Source organism: Kribbella aluminosa (assembly GCF_017876295.1).
Lineage (GTDB): Bacteria > Actinomycetota > Actinomycetes > Propionibacteriales > Kribbellaceae > Kribbella > Kribbella aluminosa.
In genome coordinates, this window is the sequence record NZ_JAGINT010000001.1 from 232,824 (window position 1) to 253,007 (window position 20,184).

The following is a 20,184-nucleotide window of genomic DNA, read 5'->3' on the forward strand; positions in this document are numbered from 1 at the left end:
TGAGGTGGTGGTTGCCGGCTCGAGAGTCGACGGCGGCCGGCTCCAAGGGCAGCGAATTTGTCCGCGGTCAAGCTGAATCGGATCATCGCGAGAAGCGGGTCGAGCCCGATGGAGCAATCCCGGTCAGGTTCGAGACCGTCCCATCGGCGCTGACGGTGGCGTAGAGAAGGACCCGCCGAATAGCGGTCGGCTGCCGCGTCGCCCGCCCCTCTGCGTTCTGCGCCGCGCTGCTGACACCGACCTCGATGTCTGCCATGACCGCGTAGCGGTAGCGGGTGGCAGCCACTTCGACCACGTCGACGTCGAGGTTGCGGCTGACCGTCGAGGTCATAGCGATCGCGTCGATGTAGTAGCGCCGCTTCCGGCCGGCGTCCTCGTTGAATCTGGACGGCGGCAGGAAGGTCTGCAGGAAGGCGTCCTTCTCGGACAGACCGAAGCGGTCCTTCAGCGACTCGCGGGCGAGCTCGTAGGTCTCGCCGGAATCCCAGGTGAAGGCCATGGACAGCAGTTGGGCGAGGGTCGCGGTGTCTTTCCTGACCCGGGCCGTGCTGATGCCGATCCCTGCCAGGACGGTCTTCTCCGAGACCTCGGCTTCCTGCCGGGCCTCTTGTGAACTCGACGCCTCCAAAGACCTGACCTGCGACTCCTGAGCAGCGAGATGCCGCGACTGGTCGACCGCCTCGGCAGCAGCCAGGACGATCCCGGTGGCCACTACGGTCGCGAGCGCCAGGATCCAACGGTTCCTCGCCCAGAACCCACTCTTGTCCGGCACCGTCATGGCTTCCGCACCGGCCCTTCTCCCAGCTCCGGCGCTCTGCCGGCCCTTGCTGCGTCCGTCTCGGGCTGGTGCTGCCGGCCCGCGGCCGTGACGACCAGCCCGAGTCCGCTGAACGTCCGCATCGAGTCGGCGTAGGTAGCGCTGGCCCAGGCGAGCACCGTGCTCTTGCTGTCCCTGCACACCCAGACCACCCGCGCCCTGGTCGGCGCGTCGAGCGTCGGCATCACCGACTCGACCCTCCAGCCGTACGACTGCGGATCCGCCGCCTTCAGCCCGTCGTAGCGGACATACCAGGCAAAGCGCGGGTCCATCTCGTCCCTGCCGAAGTAGGGCGTCGTCGTAAAGGAATAGGCCAGCCGTTCGTCGGCGACGAAGGACTTCGGATCCCATAACGGGGCCAGCACCCGGCGATGCTCGACGGTCTTCAGGACGGCTTCGTTCGGTGCACCGTTGCCAGCACCGGGAGCGTTGTTCACCGCATGGAAGAGCCCGGTGTACTCCTGCTGCTTGTCCGCCATTGCCTTTGCAGCCGCCGCGGCCCGTGCGTTGAGCACCGCGAGCGCCTTGCTGTCGACCCGTGCCGCCGTCGGGGTGGGGGCGCCGTCCGGAGCCACCGCGGAGGAAGTTTGAAGCGCGCTGATCCGGAGTGTGTTTGCCGCGCTCTGCTGGTCGTAGGTCCGGTTTCCGACCGCGCTGAGTACGGCCGTAGCGGCCAGTGCGAGCCCCAGCACGATCGCGAGGCGTTGTCTCGGGCTGTGCCTGGGGCTGCTGGGTGTGTGGGCGTCGGAAAGTCTGCCCGGGCGAGTGCGCCGGGCGGCCGCCCAGTTGTTGAAGCGGACCTCGAGGTCGGGCCCCGTGACCTTGCTGTGCTCGCGGCGTGACCGTTCGGTGAGGTTCTTGTCGTCCGCGTCCGTTGCCTCCGGTGCTGGGCCGGTTGTCTGGTCGGTCATCTGTTCGTCTTCCGGGTCGTTCGAGGGGTGGCTGAGTGGTCTGGTCCTGGGGGCAGGGAGCGGGTCGGTGGGGGTCATGACTTTTTGACCTGATCGGCAGGCAGCATCAGGTCCGAGACGTCAACGAACATCCAGCCCTCGGCTGCCATTGCCGCGGCGCTGTCGATGCGCACCCGGCCCATGTAGGCGCAGTAGCCCGCCTCGCCGAGGATGACCTTGTCGCCATCGACACCAAGCACCACGAGCGTGTGCCCCCATCCCGTGGAGCCAGGGCCGGAACCGACCGAGTACGGGACGGGCGTCGACTGCATCTTCTTGCCAGTCTGCTCCGCGATCGAGTAGGCCGTCCGGATACCGTCGCCCGGGGGATAGGCCTGGAACGACGTGTACTTGTTCACGAAATAGATGCTGAAGCTCGTGCAGTTCATGGCGTGGTTGCTGCGGCAGGACCCCGGCCCACCCTCTTCGCCGTACCGGCCGTCGAGGAACTTGTCGCCCTCCTGATTGAAGAGGTCGACAAGCGCCTGGGCCTCTTCCTGGGTCATGCCCCCGCTCTTCGGCGAGACGGCGCCGTCGTTGCCTGGGGCGTTGCAGTGCCCGCCTTCGAGGAGCAGGTTGACGATGGTGCTGCCCTCGTTGAGGAAGTCGCCCACCGTCGTGCGGACCAGTCCTTTGTCGACCGTCCAGCCGCTCATCTTGGCGAACCACATCTCGGCCTTCTGGCCGCGGGCCGCGATCCCGGCGGGTCCGTCTGCCGACCGTTCCCAGTTCTCGTGGAAGTACGTTGCGGCCTGAGCCGGAGTGCCCTGTGGGGTTGTGAGCATGCCCTTGAAGACTCGGACGTCGCTGGGGTTGTCCCCGCCGTTCAGATCGGCCATGAACCGCAGTTGCAGTCCGAGGTTCCACCAGTCCGAACCCTTCGCGCCGGCGTAGTTGCGCAAGAGCGTGTTGCGGCCGAAGGTCCACTGGCCAAGGCCGATGCCGTTGTCGGTGTTCAGTGCAGCGCTCTTCTTCTGGTCGGTCATGACGTAGGTGCCGGTGGGGAAGTTCTGCACACTCGTCGGGTCGATCCCGGACTCCTGGGTCCAGTTGCCGAGGATGCCGGCGATGTTGACCTCAGGCATGCCCCAGGTCTTCAGGACCGAGTACACGGCTTGGGCGTTCTTGTCGGCGTTCGTACCAACCGGGTCGTTACTCCCGACCGGGACCACGTTGTCGCCGCGTGCGCTGCAGTCCGTGGCGATCGGATCGTCGTGCACGGTGAAGGTTGTGCTGACGATGCTGAGAAGGCCGCCAATGAGCGCGAGCACGCCGAGGCCGGACACTGCTGCAAGTCCTGCCGCAGCGACCGTTGTCGAGATCACCGCACTGCCGCCGGAGATCGCGGCGACGACCTTTGCCACCGCGGCCCCGGCCGCCATGAACGGCTTCGTGGCGGCATTCCACAGCGCGCTGCCTGCACCGACGATCCACTGCAGCATCATCTGCAGGAACGACAACGCCTGCGCGAGCATCGCGAAGAAGAACGACTTCAGCCAGTTCAGGAAGAGGATGAGTAGCGCGAGCAAACCAGCCGGCGGCGTAGCGGACGCCGCGGTGGCCAAGGCCAGCTTCTTGTTCCGGCCACCGCTGTCTGGATGTCCCGGTCCGTTTCCGGCAGTGGTCTCGGATTCGTCGCCTGAGGTCTGGTCGCGCCGATAGCTCGTGCCGCCCGTGCCGAGTTTCGGGTGAAGATCTTGGTTGTCGGGATCGACAGTGGGGCGTGCGTGGTTACGGCCGTCCGGCTCCGGGGTGGGAGCGTGCTTGTTCCCCTCCGAGGTCTGCCGCAGGGCGGCTAGCCCGGTCTCCTTCGCGGCGCCGACGCCTGCGCCTGCTGCGCCGCCCCGCATCGCGCCCTCGGCTGCACCGCGGGCGCCGGCGGCCAACAGCCGCTTCTTGCCGTCGGACAGCCTGTCTCCGACGGCCTGGTCGACCGCGGCCTCGGCTGCGGCTCCGGCCATGGCACCCTTGAAGTCCCCGCGGGCCGGAGTTTTCCCGACCTTCGGGCCACCGGTGGCACCTGCCGTCGGCTGCTCACTCGTGCCCGCGTTCGTGGTCGTGTCGGTCTGTGGGGTGTCGTCCTCCATGTTTTCCTCTTTCTTGTGGCGGCAGGGAGCCCTGTCGGCCGCGCGAGCTTCTTGCCCCAGACCTGCCGAGGTGGCTTAGCTGTAGGTCACGAGGAAGTCCTCGTCTGCGTTGGTCGTGTTGTTGGTGCGCACGTCGCGAAGGTCGACGTCGAGCTTGAGCAGGCCAAGCAGGAGGTCCGATTGGTACTTGGACTTGCTGGCGTAGTAGTCCTGGTATGCCTGGGACAGGTTGTTCATGACCGTGGTCAAGGGGCGCATGGTGACGTCGGACGTCCGGTAGTCGGTGGTCAGGCTCTTCCCGTTCGACAAGGTCCATGCGATGTCGCTGATCTCGCTCGACGTACCGGTGGTGCTCGCCGTCTCCGCTGCCTTGGTCTGGAGGTAGTCGACGTAGCTTTGGCCTTTCGGCACGAGCTGATCGAGGTAGCCGGCTTCGACGTTGCTCGAGCGCCAGTCGAACTTGAACCCGCCAGGCACGACCTTGGTGGTGTGCAGCGCGAGCGTTGACTCGCCGGCCTTGGATTCAGCCTTGGTTTCACCGGTGACCTGGTCGCCGGCGATGCTCGCCGGGACGCCCGGTGGGCGCAGGAACAGGCCGTCGACTTTTGTCGTGGCAAGGTCTTTGCTGTAGGAGCTGATCTGCGTGAGGCTCGTGCGCATCTCGCCGAGCTTTTCGTCGAGAGCGTCGCGAGCCTTGGTCTCTTCCTGTTCGAGGACGACCTCGTAATAGGCGCGCGCGGCATCGAACTTCGCCGCGTCCAGCGAGTCAATCGTCGTGGTTCCCGAGGCCCCGGGATTGAGAAAGATCCGCCACTGGTCGTACTTCGCGAACGACCTGTCGCCGATCAATTCGTCGGCGTTCGCCCCGGCGGCTCGCTGCTTACTGAAGGAGAGCTCCGCGTTGGCCCGGATGGTGAGGTTGAGCACCTGCGGCTCGAACGGCCGCTGCGACTCGAGAACCACGCCGACGTAGCCAGTTGCCCCGAAGACGTGGAACGACCCGGTGACGCCAGGGGTCTTCAGCTTCTCGGTCTTGAGTTTGTCGTCCGATCCGAGCAGGAACGCCTTGTAGTCGGGCGCGTCGTAGGAGATCTTGGCCCGATCGTCGAAGTGCATCATGATCAGAGCCTTGTTCTTGCGCTTATTGGTGTAGACGCCGTCGACATCGCCACTGAGCTGTGTCTTCGAGGTCGTGAACTTTGGGGTCCACAGAGCCCTTTCGGCGAGAGTGTCGCGCCCGGCCGTGATCGCCGACACACCCGATGCCGCGAGCAAGAGCACGCCTGCGAGGGTGAGCACGCCGAAGAAGAGCCCGAAGCGCTCAATCGCGTGGTGCGAGTCGAGCCGGAAGACCTTGCCGAATGCGGTGAGCTTGTCGTTGATGCTCATGTACGTCCCTGCGGTTGTCGGCCGTCGAGTGCCGATGGAGCCGGCGTGCGGCTGGTCTGGCTATCGGCCTTCGATCGGACCCGGTGCGACGATGATCGTTCCGCCGCCGAGCTCCTCGATCGTGGTCTGGCCACCGGAGCCCACCGCGTTGACGAGCGTCCAGCCGCCGGTGCCGACTGCTCCGCCGATCAGAATGAGCATGACGATCTCGCCCCAACCGTGGCCCTTACCGTTCTGCTGCCCGCCGATGAGCTTCTTGATGAGCTGCACGACTCCCCAGATCAAGCCGGCCGTGCCGAGCGCCATGAGCAAGAGGCCGCCGGTCGTCTGGAGGTAGGTCTTGGCATTCTCCAGGAAGGACTTGACGTCCCAGGCCGCGTCAGGCAGCGGCACCTGCGCCTGGATGAGCGCCGAGGCGACTGACTCGCTGATCCGATTCATCGATCGTTCCCTTCGCGTTTCGATCCGTTGCCCGAAGAGGCCCGGGCAACCTGGGTGATCATCATTGAATGAGCTTATCGAATAATCATCTAAATAACCAGTGAATGATAAGCGGATGCTCGGGGAGCGGGTCGAGTCGGGTCGCGATGCGAACGGACCGGGTCGAGCCATGGGGGTGCCTGCCTGATCCCGACCCGCTAGGGGTGCCTCCACCGGAGTGCTCTGTTCGAGCGTCAGTTCGTAAAGATTTCGGCAGATCGGCAGCGGCTATCGGCCGTCCCGACTGGCGCTAGATCGCAGGTTTCGATACAGATACGAGCCGAAACCGAATCAGAGACCGATGGGTTGCCGCTGTAGCTACAACGGTTTGGGTTCGGTAGCCTCCTGGTGCACATCACGCGTGCCCCCGATCGAAGCCGGATGCCCTCCTATGCCCCCCATGCCTGCTCTGCCCTCCGACACCTTCGCCCGCCGTCTCCGAATGGAGCGCGAGAGGCAGGGGCTGAGCCAGGCGGAGCTTGCGCGGAGGGTGACCGAAGTCCTGGGGGTCAATGTTGACAAGTCAGCAGTAGCGCGCATCGAACAACAGACCCGAGCGATTCGCCTCGACGAAGCGGCCGCCATGGCCGAGGTCCTCGGCCTCCCGATCGCGGCACTCCTCTCCGATCGCAGTGCAGAAGAGAATGAGGCGCTGAAGCAGCAGTACCTAGCGGACCGCGTTGCTGCGCAGCGCCAGTGGGAGCAGATTCGTCAGGAGATCGATCGGCTCACGGGTCTCATTCAGAGCCTCAGTGGGACGAATGAGTTCGACCGTGACTCCGGCCGCGGGTAGCTCTCGGATGTAAGAGCTCTGACGGAGCCGGCGCCAGTGCCCGCATCCCGGGCCAGCTGTTCTGCGGCTGTCGTCAAAGGGGTGTGCGTTCGAAGCTAGGGATCATGACTGCAAGCCCTGCTGTCTCTGGGTCTAGCTGACGAGCTGCCCCTTCACATACTCGTCAAGGTCCACCTCGCGGTAGCGCACGGCCTTGCCTACCTTCGCGTAGCGGGGGCCCTCGCCTCTGAGTCGCCAGCGCTTCATCGTCGAGCATCCGACCTTGAGGTAGTCCGCGGCCTCCTGTGGCGTCAGGACCGAAGGGGTGGCACGTGTCTCGGGCACGGATGACTCCTCGTGATTGCGTATGGGGATCAGATTGGATCTAATAAGCTATCAGATGATCATTCAGATGGCATTCAATCTCTTTGTGTAGGGGTGGGACATGGCGCAGAAGGCAACGGGACGGCCCCGGCCAACAACGTCTCGGCTCGAGATCGGGGAGCACAGCATCGATCGAGTCGAGCCGAAAGAGCACGATGACGGCACATGGTGGCTCACCTGGACGATCCGGCTGACGGATGGGCGCACCCGGAGGCCGCGAACGAAGGGTCGTACGAAGACCGAGGCGAGACGTCGCGCCAAGGACAAGGCAAAGGAACTTCTGGCGGCGTCTAGAAGCGATATCTGGAAGGTAACCGACGACCTCGTCTCGTACATGGAGAAGGTGAGCAAGCCGGCAATCGAGACAGCGAAGCTCGCAACCAACTCACGCGACAGGTATCTGTTGGTCTACAAGCTGATTGTCGGCGGCTGCCTACGTGAGGACCACAAGCACAGTCGTAGCCTCAAAGGCCACACAATCGGCACCGGGACACGCTTTCGCGCCCTCGAGAGGTGCCTCGTGGAGATCGCCGAGCTTCATGGTTCGGAGACCGCCCACCAGGCTCGCAGTGTGCTGGGCAAGTATGTGCTCGACCAGCTCATCCGCGACGAACTGATCGACGCCTCGCCCATCGCAGGCAAGCGCCTCGATCTCGCCGGGAGCAAGGGTGACACCCCAACTCGTGGGGGTGTGGCGCTGTCTGCCGACGAGTGGAACGCCGTAATTGACTACCTGCTCGCGCTCGACCCTGCCGAGGGGATCGAGCCTCCTAAGCGTGGGATGTATACGCTTGAAGACCGTATCGCGGTAGCGGCCAACGCGATCGATCTGACGTTGCTACAGACTATGACTGGCCTGCGGATCGGCGAAGCAACGAACGTCGATCCCTCCATGGTCACGTTCGACGGCGACGAGATGATCTTCGATTTGCCGCCGGAGATCACGAAAACGAAGAAGGGGCGCTTCGTTCACGTGACCGATCCGGCAATCGTGGCGCGGTTCAAACCGCGGTGGGAGATCGCTCGCGCCAAGGGTGGTCCCCTGATTCCGAGTCCTGCCAAGCCTGGCGTTGTCTGGGACCAAAGGCAGCGCAACGAGGCGGTGAAGACGCTCTACCTGAAGATGGCCGAGGAGTTGGATATTCCAGCTCTCGAGACCGAACGTTCGCACGTCTGGCGTGCAACCTTGAACACATTGACGCTCGGGGCTGGCGTGCCGGAGGCGATCCGGACAGCGCATCTCGGGCACACCGCGCAGGTCAACCGCCGCAGCTACACCGACACCCGAGACGGCGCGGTGCTGGCCCGCAAATTGTCGGGACTGCGGACCTCGAAAAGTACACCCAAAAGTACACAAAGCGAGAGCTCCCCAGTGAGCCCTGATGAACCAAGCTGAGCTCCAAGCGGTCGGACGAATCCCAGCTATACAAGGCCTTTCGTCGCCGAAGTGCCCCCTGACCTGGGAGTTTACGATTGGCCTCCAGATACTGAGAAGGTCGTCGGTTCGATTCCGACAGGCGGCTCCACCAAACCCCCAGGTCAGATGTTCCTGACGCTGGGGGTTCCTGCTGTCGGCCTCGACGAACGACGGGTGACGAGCGAGGGTCTGCGCTGACGGGGTCAGGTTCCCGATCGTTGCGCTACGTCGTGGGGCTCTGGCGCGGCGGCTTCTGGGCGATCAGTACGTCGATGCCGTCCAGGATCCGGTCGAGGCCGAAGGATACGTCGGCGTCGTGGACCTCGTCGGTGTACTGGCCGCCGGTCATCAGCGCGGCCAGGAGCGAGTATCCGAGTTCGTGCAGCCGAGGTTCGAGGAATCGTGTCAGCGCTGCCGGCTCGACGGAGGTCGTGATGCTGTCGCGTACATCGCGACGCGCGCTGGCGATCCGCCGGGCATAGCCGTCCAGCAGCAACGCGCACGACAGGCCTTCGCTGGGACTCAGCCCGGCACCGGTCAGTACCTTCAGGATCGCCTCTGCCCAGCCGAGCAGATTCGGCGTCATCGGCGCTCCGCGGATCGGGAGATCGCAGAGCCAGGGGTGGACGTCGCACCGATCGACCATCGCCTGCGTCCAGCTGGTCGCTCCGGCTCGCCAGTCCCGTGCCTCGGCGACCCGGTCCGGCGCCGGCCCCCAGGCTGCGTCGCCGATGAGCACCAGCAGTTCGTCGCGGGACCGGACGTACCTGTAGATCGCGTTGGCGGTCAGCCCCAGCTTCTGAGCGATCTTGGGCATCGACAACGCGGCGAACCCGTCGGCATCGGCCAGCTCGAGGGCTGCGTCGACGATCTGCTCGACGCTCTGCGTCGGCTTCCGGCCGAGTTTGTTCGACTTGGTGGGCAGGCCCCACGCCAGCGCGAGCCCCGGTGGCAGCTGCGCATCGTCCGTCGACGGCATCAGGTCGGCTCCTCGCGCCTCGAGAAACTTGGTGGTTTGACTTCGTGTGTACCTTACACTTTATATTAGTGGGGACCACACACGAACTCAATGAGGATGCGAGCGCGCTATGGCACAGCAGGATCACCACGACGGCCCGGGCCGTCGACGACCGCGGTTCGACGTTTCTCGCCGGCTCGGAGTGCTGCTGACCGCGGCATTGCTCTCGAGCTCGGCGGCGGCCTGTGGAGGAGCAGCCGGAGCCGCGACGAACAGCCGTCGTACGCCGGAGACTCCCGCGGCCACCGTGGTCTCGACGGACACCGGCGCAGTACGCGGCACGCTCACCGCGGAGGCCCGGCTCTTCCAGGGAATTCCGTACGCCGCGCCGCCGGTCAGGCAGCTCCGCTGGGCATCGCCGCAACGGGCCGCGTCATGGCACGGCATCCGGAACGCCACCAAGCCCGGGAATCGCTGTGCGCAGGCCGAAGGGCTGATCGATCCGGCCAGCAGCACCGAGGATTGTCTCTACCTCAACGTCGCCACGCCACACGACAGCAGCGTGCGCAAGCTGCCGGTCATGGTGTGGATCCACGGCAACGGTTTCATCAGCGGCGCCGGCAGTCTGTACGACGCGCAGCGGTTGGCGAACAGCGGCCAGGTGATCGTGGTCAGCCCCAACTACCGGTTGGGCATCTTCGGCTTCCTCGCCCATCCGGCGCTCGACCACGGCGGAGCTCGGCAACTCTCGGGGAACTTCGGCCTCGAGGACCAGCAGGCCGCGTTGCGGTGGGTCCAGCGCAACGCGGCGGCGTTCGGCGGCGATCCGGGCAACGTCACGATCTTCGGTGAGTCCGCCGGGGGCACCAGTGTCTGTTCCCATCTGGTCGCGCCGGGATCCGCAGGACTGTTCGAGAAGGCGATCGTGCAGAGCGCCGAATGCACCGGGCGGAAATGGTCGCCCGGACCGCCGACCTGGTTTCCGCTGCCACGCGCCGAGCGCGAACAGCACGGCCTCGATGTCGCGGCCGAGGTCGGCTGCTCCAACCCCCGTACGGCTGCGGCCTGTCTGCGGGCCAAACCTACGGCCAAACTCGCCAAGTTGTCTGACGTGGGGGTCGGATCAGGACCGACCGTTGGCGGCGGCGTACTGCCTCTCAGCCCGGATCGCGCCTTCGCGACCGGCCACTTCAACCACGTACCGATCATCCAGGGAACCACGCGTGACGAGCACCGCCTGTTCACCGCCGCAATCGAAACAGCAACCGGTCATGTGACGACCCCGGCCAGCTACAGCGAAGAAGTCCACACGCTGTTCGACCAGTCGGACGCCAAACGGGTCCTGGCCCGCTATCCCGTCGAAAAGTTCCATTCGGCCGGCGAGGCCTTGTCGACCGTCGTCACCGACTGGGCGTGGAGCTGCCCGGTGCTCGCTCGAGACCGCGCACTCGCCGTACAGACACCGCTGTATGCGTTCGAGTTCGCCGACGAGAGCGCTCCGTGGTTCACCACGCTTCCGAAGCCCAACTTCCCGACCGGCGCGTTCCATGGCGCCGAACTGCAGTACCTCTTCACCGACAAGCAACTCCCAGGCCCGGGCACACCCGCGCAGAAGCAACTCTCCGCGACGATGATGCGCTACTGGTCCCAGTTCGCACTCACCGGCGACCCGAACGCTCCGGGTCAGCCACGGTGGCAGCCGTTCCAGAACAACGAGCACGTCCAGTCACTCGCCCCTGCAAAGATCACCGCAGCCGACCTGGCCCAGGAACACCAGTGCGCCTTCTGGACCTCGATAGCCTCCTGACCTGACCGATCAGGGCCGCCTGGGCGTCAGTCCGGGCGGCCCTTGAGGCGGCGGTGGAGGGCTCGTTGGGTTTCGCGGGTTGCTTCGCGTTCGGCCAGGGCGTGGCGCTTGTCCCAGGTCTTCTTGCCGCGGGCGAGGGCGATCTCGACCTTTGCGTTTCCGTCCTTGAAGTAGAGGGTGATGGGGACGATCGTCAGGCCGCTCTCGTTCACCTTGCGTTCGATCTTGTCGATCTGGGCGCGGTGCAGCAGCAGTTTCCGCTTGCGCCGGGAGCCGCCTTCGAACCAGCGGGACTGGGAGTACTGCGGGATGTGTACGCCGTGCAGCCAGATCTCCCGCTCCTCCACCATCGCGAACCCGCCGACCAGCGACGCCCGCCCGGCACGGAGCGCCTTCACCTCGGCACCCTGCAGCACGATCCCCGCCTCCCAGGACTCGCCCAGCTGGTACTCGTGCGCGGCCTTCCGGTTCCGGGCGATCACGGGGTTGGCGTCGGGTTTCTTCACACGCCGATTCTGCCCCGAGCTGGACACCAGCCCCAGCCCAGGCAACACTTCCTGAGTCGTGGATACACCTGAGCGGTTCCGGATCGTGCCTGACGACTATCACGTGCCGTACGCCGGTACTGCGGAGGACGGCCGGAAGTTCTTCCTCAGCGAGGAGCTGTTCGACGGGGACGCAGGCTATGTCGGTCTGTACCTGTGGAAGGCCGACGGCACGTTCGACGAGGTGCGGGTCGAGCAGGTACGCCGTACTGCGGGCGTACCACCGGGCCAGCCGGCCTCGGCCGGCGCGGAGGCCCTCGTCGGGTCCCGCCTCGCGGAGCTGGGCAAGTACGTGCTGGAGCCCATCGAGGTCCAGCCGTTCACCACGACGGTCGACGGCACCACCTTCGGCTGGGTAGTCGACCAGTTCGAGGGCGCGTACTCGATCCACATCGAGCCAGGCGACTTCATCGCGTACTACGCCCCCTGGGACGGCCTCGGTTACGACACCTGACCGTTCTCCAGGTAGCACGTCCCCCGCGTACGCCGACACTCGAGCCCGGCCACGACGCGGGCGTACTGCCCGGGATCGAGCAGCCGCGCGGCCTCTCCGAGCGTGACGAACCGGAACGCGACAGCTTCGTCCGCCTGCAGCACGATCCGCTCGACGTCGCCCGGAGTCAGGACCCCGCCGTCGAAGAGCAGCGCCACGACCTCGGTGAAGTCGCCGGATCGAGCTATCCAGTCCACCGCGAGCAGCGCACCAGGCTCCACCACGAGCCCGATCTCCTCGCGGACCTCGCGGCGGGCGGCGGAGCGCGGTGACTCGTCGCGTTCGACCGCTCCGCCGGGAATGTCCCAGGTTGGTTTGTACGGCGGTTTGAGGATCAGGATGCGGTCCGCGGCGTCGGTGAACAGGCAGTCCGCGGCCATTCGCTTGGTTGGGAGCTTGGCGGTGAAATGATCGTCGCTCACCACGTCAGCCAACCACAGCAGCGGCGTACGGAGGATTGGGATGTTTCTGCTTCAGATGTCCGGGGTTCCGGGGTCTGGGAAGTCGACCGTGGCTGCTCACGTCGTAGAGAAGTACGGCGCGGTTGCTGTTGACTACGACGTGATCAAGTCGGCCGTTCTGGATGCGGGGTTCGATCTCGGCGGGAGTACCAGGGCGTCGTACGAGGTGATGTACGCGATGGCTCGGCATCTGCTCGTCCAGGGGCGGGACGTGGTGATGGACAGCCCGTGCTTCTGGCCGCGGATCGTGAACGAGGGGATCGCGATCGCCGAGGAGAACGGCGCGGCGTACCGGTACGTCGAGTGTCGGGTGCAGGACCTGCAGCAGCTCGACGAGCGCCTCCGGCGGCGGCCGCGGTTGCGTACGCACCGGCCAAGCCTGAATCAGCCGCCCGCTGATGCCGGCGGCGAACCTGTGGACGGCGAGGCTCTGGTCCGCGAATGGATGGACAAGGCGCACCGTCCCGCGGACAACTACCTCCAGCTGGACATGGACCGCCCGCTGGCCGACGTACTGCCTGAGGTCGATCACTACCTGAAGCAGTCCGGCTAGCGGGGAGTCCACAGAGCGAGCCATTGTTCGGCGCCCCAGGCTTCGTAGCGGTCTACCTCGGTGAAGCCGAGTTTGGTTGCCAGGCGCATCGATGCGGTGTTCGCGGTCTGGGTGGTGAGGACCACCGGCGTTCCCGGTCGTGCAGCGGCGAACCAGGCGAGAGCCGCGGCGCAGGCCTCGGTGGCGTAGCCGTGTCCCCAGGACGACGGCAGGAACAGGTAGCCCAGCTCGACCTCGGCCAGATCGGCCCGCACTTCGTCCGCGTCGCGCTGGTCGAGTGTGACGGTGCCGATCATCACGCCGTCGAGTTCGACGACGAACAGGCCGGTGCGGCGCCGCGGTACCTGCGGGAGCTTCTCCTCGAGTAGATCCCGCGGCTGGGCGCCGCCGATGTACGTGCCGACCTCCGGCGAGGCGAGCAGTTCGATGAGCGCCGTACGGTCCCGGGCCTCGGGCTCACGCAGTACGAGGCGCTCGGTCTTGATCGGGTCAGGCGGCCACGCGACGGACTGGAGCTCGCTCTTCATGACCCGTCACCCTAGCTCTCCGGCGATCCACCGCTGGACGACCTCGTCGGCAACTGCGTCGATCGTGCGGTCCGCGGTGCCGACCTCGTAGTCGCTGATGTCGTCGGCGGCCAGCTGAGCGGACAGCTCGGAGGCGCGCCGTACAAGGTGGTCCAGGCTGTCACCGGTCTCGCGCCCTCGGTTCCGGATACGGTCCGCGAGATCAGTGTCCGAGGCATCCAAGCGGCAGATCACCACCGGTCCGCCGACGGCTGTTTCGAGCAGTCGCCGTTCGGCCGGGCTCTCGACGACGCCCGCGATGATGAGCCGACGGTGCCCGGCCTGGCGGTAGTTCGACCAGATGACCGCGAGGTTTGTCGCCTTCAACCGTGCTTGGTGCGGGTCGTCGGCCGGCGGCGGCCAGGCGGCGCCGAGCAGGTCGAGGTCTGCGAAGGCGGGGGCGAGTTCCAGGTCGATGCAGCGGTCGAACACCCGCCAGCCGACGGTGGTCTTGCCGACGCCCGGTGGGCCGGAGAGTACGACGGTGGTCCTGCCGACGCCCGGTGGGCCGGAGAGTACGAGGGCAGGTGGTGTGTGCACCCGTGCGATGATCCCGGTCCACCCGGTCGCCGGGCAACGCGATTCCGGCCTATTCGATCAGGTCGGGGTCGTCCATGAACGTGCGGACGTCCTGGGCGCAGCGGCAGGCGGCGGCGATCTTCGCGGCCCAGGTGAGGGCCTCCTCGCGGGTCGGGACGGAGACGATCAGGACGCCGCCGATCAGCTCCTTGCTCTCCGGGTACGGGCCGTCCATCACCAGCCCGTCGGTGCCGACCACGGCGTGCTCCATGCCCGCGGCGTAGTCGAACCCGCCGGCGAACCGCAGTACGCCGGCGTCCTTCGCCTCCTGGACCACGGCGTGCGCGGCCTTGCCCACCTCCGGGATGTCCTCCTCGGGGATGTGGTCCATCGCGCCGTTCTCGAACGAGATCAGGTATCGCGGCATCTCATCACTCCTTGTCCTCGGCAACCTGCACCGGTCGCCGCTCACTCCTGCAACGAACGCCGTACCCCGGATCCGACAGCCATCTCCCACCAATTGTGTCGGTACTGCGTGATTGACTGCGCGATCCGCGCCGGTGATCCGGTCGGCCTGATCGAGTACGTCGACCAGCGCCCGGCGGCCTGGTGTGCGGTCGCGCCGCGGACGGAGTACTACGCGATCGTGCGCTCTCGGACGCTCCCGATCGACGATCCGGACGACCCGTCGATCTGGGCGATCAACTGCCTGTTCGTGAAGAACGGCTACCGCGGCCGGGGCCTGACCGCACCGATGGTCGAGGCTGCCGTCGAGCACGCCCGCACCTCCGGCGCCCGACTGGTCGAGGCCTACCCGGTGAAGTCCATGCCCGGCGACCCCGGCCGCGGTGTCCTCAGCACCTTCCTGTCCGCCGGCTTCACCCCTCACGCAGAAGCCCGCACGACCGCCAAACGCAACATCGTCGTCCGCCGCACCGTCTGATCGGCTACCAGCTCCACTCGTCTCCGCTGAGGGTGAAGCGCCACGCTCGGCCGCGAGTCCCGTGGGCGAGGTAGTGGATTGCGGGTACGGCGATCGGCGGGTACGGCATCCGGCCGAGTCGGCGTACGGCGTCCTCGGGAGTGAACCAGCGTGCCGCCATCACCGAACCGTCCGGGTCGTCGATCGCGAACGCCGGGTCGGCCACGTCGACGACGTAGTTCCACGACCGCGAGGTGACACGCCCGGCGGCCTGCGTCTGCGTCGTCCAGACGAGTTCGAGCTCGTCCACGGACACGTGTAGACCCGACTCTTCCCGCAGCTCCCGAACCGCACCGGCCGCGGGCGTCTCACCGTCCTCGACACCTCCGCTCGGGAGGTTCCAGTACGGGGCGTCCCAGGCGTGGTACTGCTCACGCACCATCGCAACCAGCCCGTCGTACCGCGCGATCACACCCGCGTACCCCTGCATCCCAGAACCCTACAAGCGCGCGGGGGGTGAGCATCGTGTTCCGGACGGGGAGTGTCCGGAATGGGGGTTAGCGTGCGGGGTATGAGTGAGAGTGAGTGGGTTTCTCCGTGGTGGGAGCCGCCGGTGGCGGGGGACGAGGTTGGGCATCTGGTGGGGGCGCTGGACCGGTTGCGGACGACGTTCCGGTACAAGGTGGACGGGCTCGATGCGGAAGGGCTGAACACCCGGATCGGGGTCTCGTCGATCACGCTCGGTGGGTTGCTGAAGCATCTTGCGGCGAACGAGGACTACCTGTTCGACGTGAAGTTCCGCGGGAAGCCGATGGGTGGGCCGTGGCTGGACAACGGGTGGCGGGACAACAACGACTGGGAGTTCGACTCCGCCGTCGACGACACCCCGGAGGAGCTGTACGCGCTGTGGGACGGTGCGGTCGAGCGGTCCCGGGCGACGCTCACCGCGGCGATCGCGGACGGCGGGCTGGACCAGCCGGCCGACATCGCCTGGCCGGACGGGCGGCACGCGAGCCTGCGGCGGCTGGTGTGCGACCTGGTCGAGGAGTACGGGCGCCACACCGGGCACGCCGACCTGATTCGCGAGGCCGTCGACGGCCGTGTCGGCGAGGACCCACCCCGCGACTGGACGCCCGTCGGCGCGAAGAACACCTGAAACTGGACCGCTACGCACGCACAACCCACCAGAACCGCACATGTTTACGTTCACTTCGCCGGTTCTGCATGCGTAGCGGTCCGTCGAGCTACTTGACCCGCTGGAGCGTCCCGTCCGCCGCGATGCCGACGACCGTCGTCGCCCCGTCCACGGTCAGGTGCAGCAGCATCCGGTCGCCCTGCCACGAGGTCGTGTAGGAGACGTTCGCGTTGCTGCGCGTCGGCGCGATCACCGACAGCACTGTCGCGTTCTTCCCGGACCGGTTGAACTTCACCACCGGCGCCGGCAGTCGCTCGTCGATCGTCGTGTAGTGCCAGCCCTGGATCGGGTCCTGCTCCCCGCTCGTCACCTCGATCGGCGTGATCTCCTGCCGATACGGGATCTGCAGCACCGTCGTCTTCACCCGATCGCCCGGCCGCGCCGCCACCACCCGGTCGTTGCCGCTGACAACCACCTTCTGATCGGCCGGCAGGTGCCAGAGCGCGGAGTACTCCTGCTCCACGTCCGACGTACCGCGGTCCAGCACCACCATCACGTCCGGGTCCTTCTGCACCAGTACGTCGCGGGTCCGGTCGACGCCGGCGCCGGGCGAGTCGTGCAGCTCGTAGAACTCCGACGTCGGCTTCAGCGAGGATCGCACAAGCTTGGTCTCCGGGTGCCCGGTCGCCGACTTCACGGTCAGCTCGTTGTGCGCGAACTGGCTCCTCGCCCAGAACCGCCAGTCGTCCACGGTGTACCCGGCGTGCCCGCCGTCGATCAGGATGTCCCGCCCGTGCGAGGTGTACGTGATCGACGTGTGGTCGTTGTGCCCGTGCAGCTTCTGCGACGGCCCGAACCGGATGCTGTACGTCGACTCCTGCGCGAACGCCCGCGTCTCGCCCCACCCGGTCCGTCCGAAGATGTACCCGGCGTCGAAGATCCCGATCCGCTGCGTCGGGCGGATTCCGCGCGCGCCGAGCGTACCGGCGTACTCGAGGACCGTCCCCTGCACCGGCACCGTCCTGACCACCTCGGAGTCGCCGAGCTGCGGCAGGTTCCCGAGTGAGTTGGTGGCCAGCGCGAGCCATTTCGCGAGCTCCCGCCGACGCGCCATGATCGTCGTGCCCGGGTCCACCCCGCACTTCCGCAGTACGTCGATCGCACGTCCCCACAGGGCGTAGTTGAACTGTGCGTATCCTGTCGACTGTTCGTTGGTCGACCCCTGGGTATCGATCGAGGTCTTGATCGCACTGGTCAGCCGGTCGGCCGCGACCTTCTTCAGGTCGCTCCGCATCAACGTGCAGCCGATCCCGAACAGCGCCATGCTCTCGTCGGTGCCGTGGTTCCAGTCGCCGCTGTAGTTCTTCCGCAGGAACCACGCGTGGTCGAGCAGTGCCTTGTCGAGCCAGGCGTACGTGAGCGGCAGCTGCCCCACGTGCAACCCCGACAGCACCGCCTGCCGCAGGCAGATCAGCACGTTGGTGCGGTGCATGGTCGACTCGTACGCGCCGACGTCGGACTTCCACGAGTACGGGTTGTCGTTCACCCAGTCGCGGGCGATCGTACTGACCCGCTGCAGCGCCGCCTTGTCGCCGCGTCCGCCGGCGGTGATTCCTTGGCCGAGCCAACGAAGCGAGTGCAGCCACATGTACCAGCTCGGGTTCTTGGCCGGGTTCAGCCGCCAGTTGATGTTGCCGTGGCCGTCACCGACCCTGGTCGGCGGCGTCGTTCCCCAGGTGAAGGTGTCCCTGTACAGGTTGCCGAGCGGGTTCGTCCGATCGATCCCGCTGTACGCCGGACACGTGTAGATGTCGCGCCGTGCCGGCATCGTCGGCGGTGGGCTCGGCGGTTCGGGGGTCTGGCTCATGGTCGGGTCCGGGGCCGCCTCCGGCTCGGTCCCGGCCCAGGGGGCGACCAGCATGACGGCCAGTACGGCGGCGCCCGTGAGCATCGCGGTCGTGAGCCGCAGGGTCGTTCTGGTACGCAGATGTCTCGCGGGCATCGTTTTCCCCCTCGTCCGGGCATGCCGGTGCCGAAAGCGGTGCCGGGCGCTGTGTGCTGGTACATCTGACCGTGCGGCGTAAAGGTTGCTTACGGCATCAAGCGGGCCGTCAGGTACGTCGCGATCGGTTCCCCCGGAGGTCAGATTCGTTCCTCTACCGGACAGATGTGGCCAGCACCCGGAAAGTTGCGTTTCCGGATGCCCGTTCGGGCACCTCAGCTGTGCCGGATCGCCTGCAGAATCAGGGTGTTCCGCGCATCCTGCCCGGCCGGCACGGTGGTGTGGCGGCCGTCGCGGAGATCGGTGTCCAGCCGCTCGGGATGCGCCGCCAGGAACTCGGCCCAGTGCACGACCCGCAGGTTCGGGTGCTGCAGCTGTGCCTGCTCCAGTTGCAGGTTGATCCACTCGCTGTTCCGCTGGTCGGCGACCTGGACCGCCGCCGGTTTGCCGGTACGTGCCACCTGGACGTCGACCCACTACACGGTCCGCCTCGGCCCGGCGATCCGCAGCGCGCGCTCGACCTGGGCGCCGAACGCGGCCGGGTCGAAGATGTCGTTGGACCCGACCGCCATCACGATCCGCCGCGGCAGCCCGTACGCCTTGGCCCACGCGGCCAGCTCGTCAACCGCTGCCGACGTCGGCTGACCGGCCCAGCTGTACTGCGCGAACGACGTACCGAGCTGTTGCTCCAAGAGCCGGCCGAGTGCCGCGCCGTCCTGGACCGCGATGCTGTCGCCGAACAGGACGATGCCGTCGGACGCGACCACGTGCCGGACCTCCGAGCCGCTCGCGATCACGCGATCGTTCTTCTGGTACGAACCGAGCGCGCCGGATCCGTAACTGCCGGTGTCGACAACCGGCTTCGCGTGCACGTCCGGAGTGTCGAAGTGCAGCAGCGCCAGGAGGGCAGCTGTCAGTACGACGATGATGGCGGCCGAGACCGACCAGCGTCTGATGATCATGCACAACTCCCGCAGAGAACGACGTGCCTGTTACACGCGTAGATCGGTCCGCAGGTTGGCTAGTGGCTTGCGATCGCGTCGGCTATCAGGCCGTTGCGGGCGGAGCTGCCGGTCGGCTCGCTGGTGTGGACGCCGTCGCGCAGGTACTGGGCGGGGCCGTTCGGTTGCGTCGTGAGGAACTCGGACCATTCGACGATCCGCAGGTTCGGGTGCAGCAGGGCGGCCTGGGCCAGCTGCTGGTTGATCCAGGTGCTGTTCGCGAGGTCGGCGTCCTGGACGGAGGCCGGCTGCTTGGTGCGGCTCGCGTACACGTTCACCCAGTAGACCGTTCGGTTCGGGCCCGCGATCCGGATCGCGCGCTCGACCTGCTCGGTGAACGCGGGCGGGTCGAAGATGTCGTTGGTGCCGACCGCCATCACGATCCGCTGCGGCAGACCGTAGCTGCGCGACCAGTCCTCGAGCGCGTCGACCGCCGCGGACGCCGGCTGCCCGGACCAGTCGTGCACCGCGATCGGGTCGGCCCCGCGGTCCGCCAGCAGTTGTTCGAGCGCGGAGCTGTCCTGCACCGCGATGCTGTCGCCGAACATGAAGACGCCGTCGAACGCGAGGACGTCGCGAATCTGGTCCTCGGAGGAGATCCGGTGCAGCAGGCCCTGCCAGGGCCCGAGCGTGCCGGAGCCGTACGGGCCGCCGCCCCTGGTCGGCACGCTGTACGACGTGCCGCCGACCAGGGCCTCGGATCCGGTCGTACGCGGTTCGAGTACGACGAACACGCCGCCGAGCACCGCGACGACCAGCAGCGTGACGACGATCGCGAGCAACGATCCGAAGAACGCCCGGACCCCCGACACCTCCGTCGCCCCACCCTGCCGCACGCTTCCCGCCCTTCGTTCTCTCCGCACAATGACATGACGCGGTGACCCCCAGATCCGCTGCATGCCTGCCTACCCCCAACCGCCGGAAGC

General features: G+C 66.7%; 24 protein-coding genes. 7 read left to right on the forward strand and 17 right to left on the reverse strand.

Features of this window, described 5'->3' with window-relative positions; translation table 11 throughout:
* Nucleotides 1–82: 82 nt before the first annotated feature.
* The 5 genes from JOF29_RS01175 to JOF29_RS01195 form a co-directional block, all read right to left on the reverse strand.
* Nucleotides 83–778, reverse strand: a complete 696-nt coding sequence (locus tag JOF29_RS01175) for a hypothetical protein (RefSeq protein WP_209692372.1) — start codon at nt 776–778, stop codon at nt 83–85.
* Nucleotides 775–1,728: a hypothetical protein gene (locus JOF29_RS01180; RefSeq protein WP_209692373.1), complete on the reverse strand. Its 954-nt coding sequence runs from the start codon at nt 1,726–1,728 to the stop codon at nt 775–777. Before JOF29_RS01180 ends, JOF29_RS01175 begins: the two co-directional genes overlap by 4 nt.
* Before the next feature lie 74 nt (nt 1,729–1,802).
* Complete coding sequence (locus JOF29_RS01185) at nt 1,803–3,854, reverse strand: phage tail tip lysozyme (RefSeq protein WP_209692374.1); 2,052 nt, start codon at nt 3,852–3,854, stop codon at nt 1,803–1,805.
* A 75-nt stretch (nt 3,855–3,929) separates the two neighbouring features.
* Nucleotides 3,930–5,243 carry a hypothetical protein gene (locus JOF29_RS01190; protein WP_209692375.1) on the reverse strand — a complete coding sequence of 438 codons (1,314 nt, stop codon included), beginning with the start codon at nt 5,241–5,243 and terminating at the stop codon, nt 3,930–3,932.
* 60 nt (nt 5,244–5,303) lie between these two features.
* Nucleotides 5,304–5,684, reverse strand: a complete 381-nt coding sequence (locus JOF29_RS01195; protein WP_209692376.1) for a hypothetical protein — start codon at nt 5,682–5,684, stop codon at nt 5,304–5,306.
* Between the two features lie 439 nt (nt 5,685–6,123).
* Between JOF29_RS01195 and JOF29_RS01200 the strand changes: the two genes are divergently transcribed.
* Nucleotides 6,124–6,516: a helix-turn-helix domain-containing protein gene (locus JOF29_RS01200; protein ID WP_281067205.1), complete on the forward strand. Its 393-nt coding sequence runs from the start codon at nt 6,124–6,126 to the stop codon at nt 6,514–6,516.
* A 132-nt stretch (nt 6,517–6,648) separates the two neighbouring features.
* Here the strand turns inward: JOF29_RS01200 and JOF29_RS42610 are convergent, their stop codons facing one another.
* Nucleotides 6,649–6,840, reverse strand: a complete 192-nt coding sequence (locus JOF29_RS42610; RefSeq protein ID WP_209692378.1) for a helix-turn-helix domain-containing protein — start codon at nt 6,838–6,840, stop codon at nt 6,649–6,651.
* A 100-nt stretch (nt 6,841–6,940) separates the two neighbouring features.
* On the opposite strand from JOF29_RS42610, the gene JOF29_RS01210 reads away from it, so the two are divergent.
* Complete coding sequence (locus JOF29_RS01210) at nt 6,941–8,275, forward strand: site-specific integrase (protein ID WP_209692379.1); 1,335 nt, start codon at nt 6,941–6,943, stop codon at nt 8,273–8,275.
* Nucleotides 8,276–8,519: 244 nt separating this feature from the next.
* On the opposite strand, the gene JOF29_RS01215 is transcribed toward JOF29_RS01210, so the two are convergent.
* Complete coding sequence (locus JOF29_RS01215; RefSeq protein ID WP_209692380.1) at nt 8,520–9,275, reverse strand: TetR/AcrR family transcriptional regulator; 756 nt, start codon at nt 9,273–9,275, stop codon at nt 8,520–8,522.
* A gap of 109 nt (nt 9,276–9,384) precedes the next feature.
* Between JOF29_RS01215 and JOF29_RS01220 the strand changes: the two genes are divergently transcribed.
* Nucleotides 9,385–11,061, forward strand: a complete 1,677-nt coding sequence (locus tag JOF29_RS01220; protein ID WP_209692381.1) for a carboxylesterase/lipase family protein — start codon at nt 9,385–9,387, stop codon at nt 11,059–11,061.
* 26 nt (nt 11,062–11,087) lie between these two features.
* Here the strand turns inward: JOF29_RS01220 and smpB are convergent, their stop codons facing one another.
* Entirely contained in the window at nt 11,088–11,567 is a 480-nt protein-coding gene (gene smpB, locus JOF29_RS01225) for an SsrA-binding protein SmpB (protein ID WP_209692382.1), read from the reverse strand.
* A gap of 85 nt (nt 11,568–11,652) precedes the next feature.
* On the opposite strand from smpB, the gene JOF29_RS01230 reads away from it, so the two are divergent.
* Nucleotides 11,653–12,060 carry a hypothetical protein gene (locus JOF29_RS01230; RefSeq protein ID WP_209692383.1) on the forward strand — a complete coding sequence of 136 codons (408 nt, stop codon included), beginning with the start codon at nt 11,653–11,655 and terminating at the stop codon, nt 12,058–12,060.
* Here JOF29_RS01230 and JOF29_RS01235 read toward each other — a convergent pair.
* On the reverse strand, nt 12,048–12,521 hold the full coding sequence (locus JOF29_RS01235) for an NUDIX domain-containing protein (protein ID WP_209692384.1): 474 nt from the start codon (nt 12,519–12,521) through the stop codon (nt 12,048–12,050). The genes JOF29_RS01230 and JOF29_RS01235 overlap by 13 nt on opposite strands.
* A 40-nt stretch (nt 12,522–12,561) precedes the next feature.
* Here JOF29_RS01235 and JOF29_RS01240 point away from each other — a divergent pair, with 40 nt between their 5' ends.
* A complete protein-coding gene (locus JOF29_RS01240) occupies nt 12,562–13,113 on the forward strand; it encodes a P-loop nucleotide/nucleoside kinase family protein (protein ID WP_209692385.1) in 552 nt (183 codons plus the stop codon).
* Here the strand turns inward: JOF29_RS01240 and JOF29_RS01245 are convergent.
* Genes JOF29_RS01245 through JOF29_RS01255 form a run of 3 tightly spaced genes read right to left on the reverse strand, consistent with a single transcriptional unit; the run spans nt 13,110 to nt 14,625 of the window.
* Nucleotides 13,110–13,640 (reverse strand): GNAT family N-acetyltransferase, encoded by a 531-nt coding sequence (locus JOF29_RS01245; RefSeq protein ID WP_209692386.1) that lies wholly within the window; start codon nt 13,638–13,640, stop codon nt 13,110–13,112. The two genes, JOF29_RS01240 and JOF29_RS01245, sit on opposite strands and share 4 nt — an antisense overlap.
* Nucleotides 13,641–13,646: 6 nt before the next feature.
* Nucleotides 13,647–14,219, reverse strand: coding sequence for an AAA family ATPase (locus JOF29_RS01250; RefSeq protein ID WP_209692387.1), 573 nt, complete (start codon nt 14,217–14,219; stop codon nt 13,647–13,649).
* Nucleotides 14,220–14,268: 49 nt separating this feature from the next.
* The gene (locus JOF29_RS01255; protein WP_209692388.1) at nt 14,269–14,625 is read right to left on the reverse strand and encodes a YciI family protein; all 357 of its coding nucleotides are present in this window, start codon (nt 14,623–14,625) and stop codon (nt 14,269–14,271) included.
* 108 nt (nt 14,626–14,733) lie between these two features.
* Between JOF29_RS01255 and JOF29_RS01260 the strand changes: the two genes are divergently transcribed.
* A complete protein-coding gene (locus JOF29_RS01260) occupies nt 14,734–15,141 on the forward strand; it encodes a GNAT family N-acetyltransferase (protein ID WP_209692389.1) in 408 nt (135 codons plus the stop codon).
* 4 nt (nt 15,142–15,145) lie between these two features.
* On the opposite strand, the gene JOF29_RS01265 is transcribed toward JOF29_RS01260, so the two are convergent.
* Nucleotides 15,146–15,610, reverse strand: coding sequence for an NUDIX hydrolase (locus JOF29_RS01265; RefSeq protein ID WP_209692390.1), 465 nt, complete (start codon nt 15,608–15,610; stop codon nt 15,146–15,148).
* A gap of 81 nt (nt 15,611–15,691) precedes the next feature.
* On the opposite strand from JOF29_RS01265, the gene JOF29_RS01270 reads away from it, so the two are divergent.
* Nucleotides 15,692–16,276, forward strand: a complete 585-nt coding sequence (locus JOF29_RS01270; protein WP_209692391.1) for a mycothiol transferase — start codon at nt 15,692–15,694, stop codon at nt 16,274–16,276.
* Nucleotides 16,277–16,364: 88 nt separating this feature from the next.
* Here the strand turns inward: JOF29_RS01270 and JOF29_RS01275 are convergent, their stop codons facing one another.
* The 4 genes from JOF29_RS01275 to JOF29_RS01290 form a co-directional block, all read right to left on the reverse strand.
* On the reverse strand, nt 16,365–18,257 hold the full coding sequence (locus JOF29_RS01275) for a heparinase II/III domain-containing protein (protein WP_209692392.1): 1,893 nt from the start codon (nt 18,255–18,257) through the stop codon (nt 16,365–16,367).
* 215 nt (nt 18,258–18,472) lie between these two features.
* Nucleotides 18,473–18,718, reverse strand: a complete 246-nt coding sequence (locus JOF29_RS01280) for a hypothetical protein (RefSeq protein ID WP_209692393.1) — start codon at nt 18,716–18,718, stop codon at nt 18,473–18,475.
* A 15-nt stretch (nt 18,719–18,733) separates the two neighbouring features.
* Nucleotides 18,734–19,219, reverse strand: a complete 486-nt coding sequence (locus JOF29_RS01285; protein WP_209692394.1) for an SGNH/GDSL hydrolase family protein — start codon at nt 19,217–19,219, stop codon at nt 18,734–18,736.
* A gap of 59 nt (nt 19,220–19,278) precedes the next feature.
* Nucleotides 19,279–20,094 carry an SGNH/GDSL hydrolase family protein gene (locus JOF29_RS01290; protein WP_307863093.1) on the reverse strand — a complete coding sequence of 272 codons (816 nt, stop codon included), beginning with the start codon at nt 20,092–20,094 and terminating at the stop codon, nt 19,279–19,281.
* Nucleotides 20,095–20,184 lie beyond the last annotated feature (90 nt).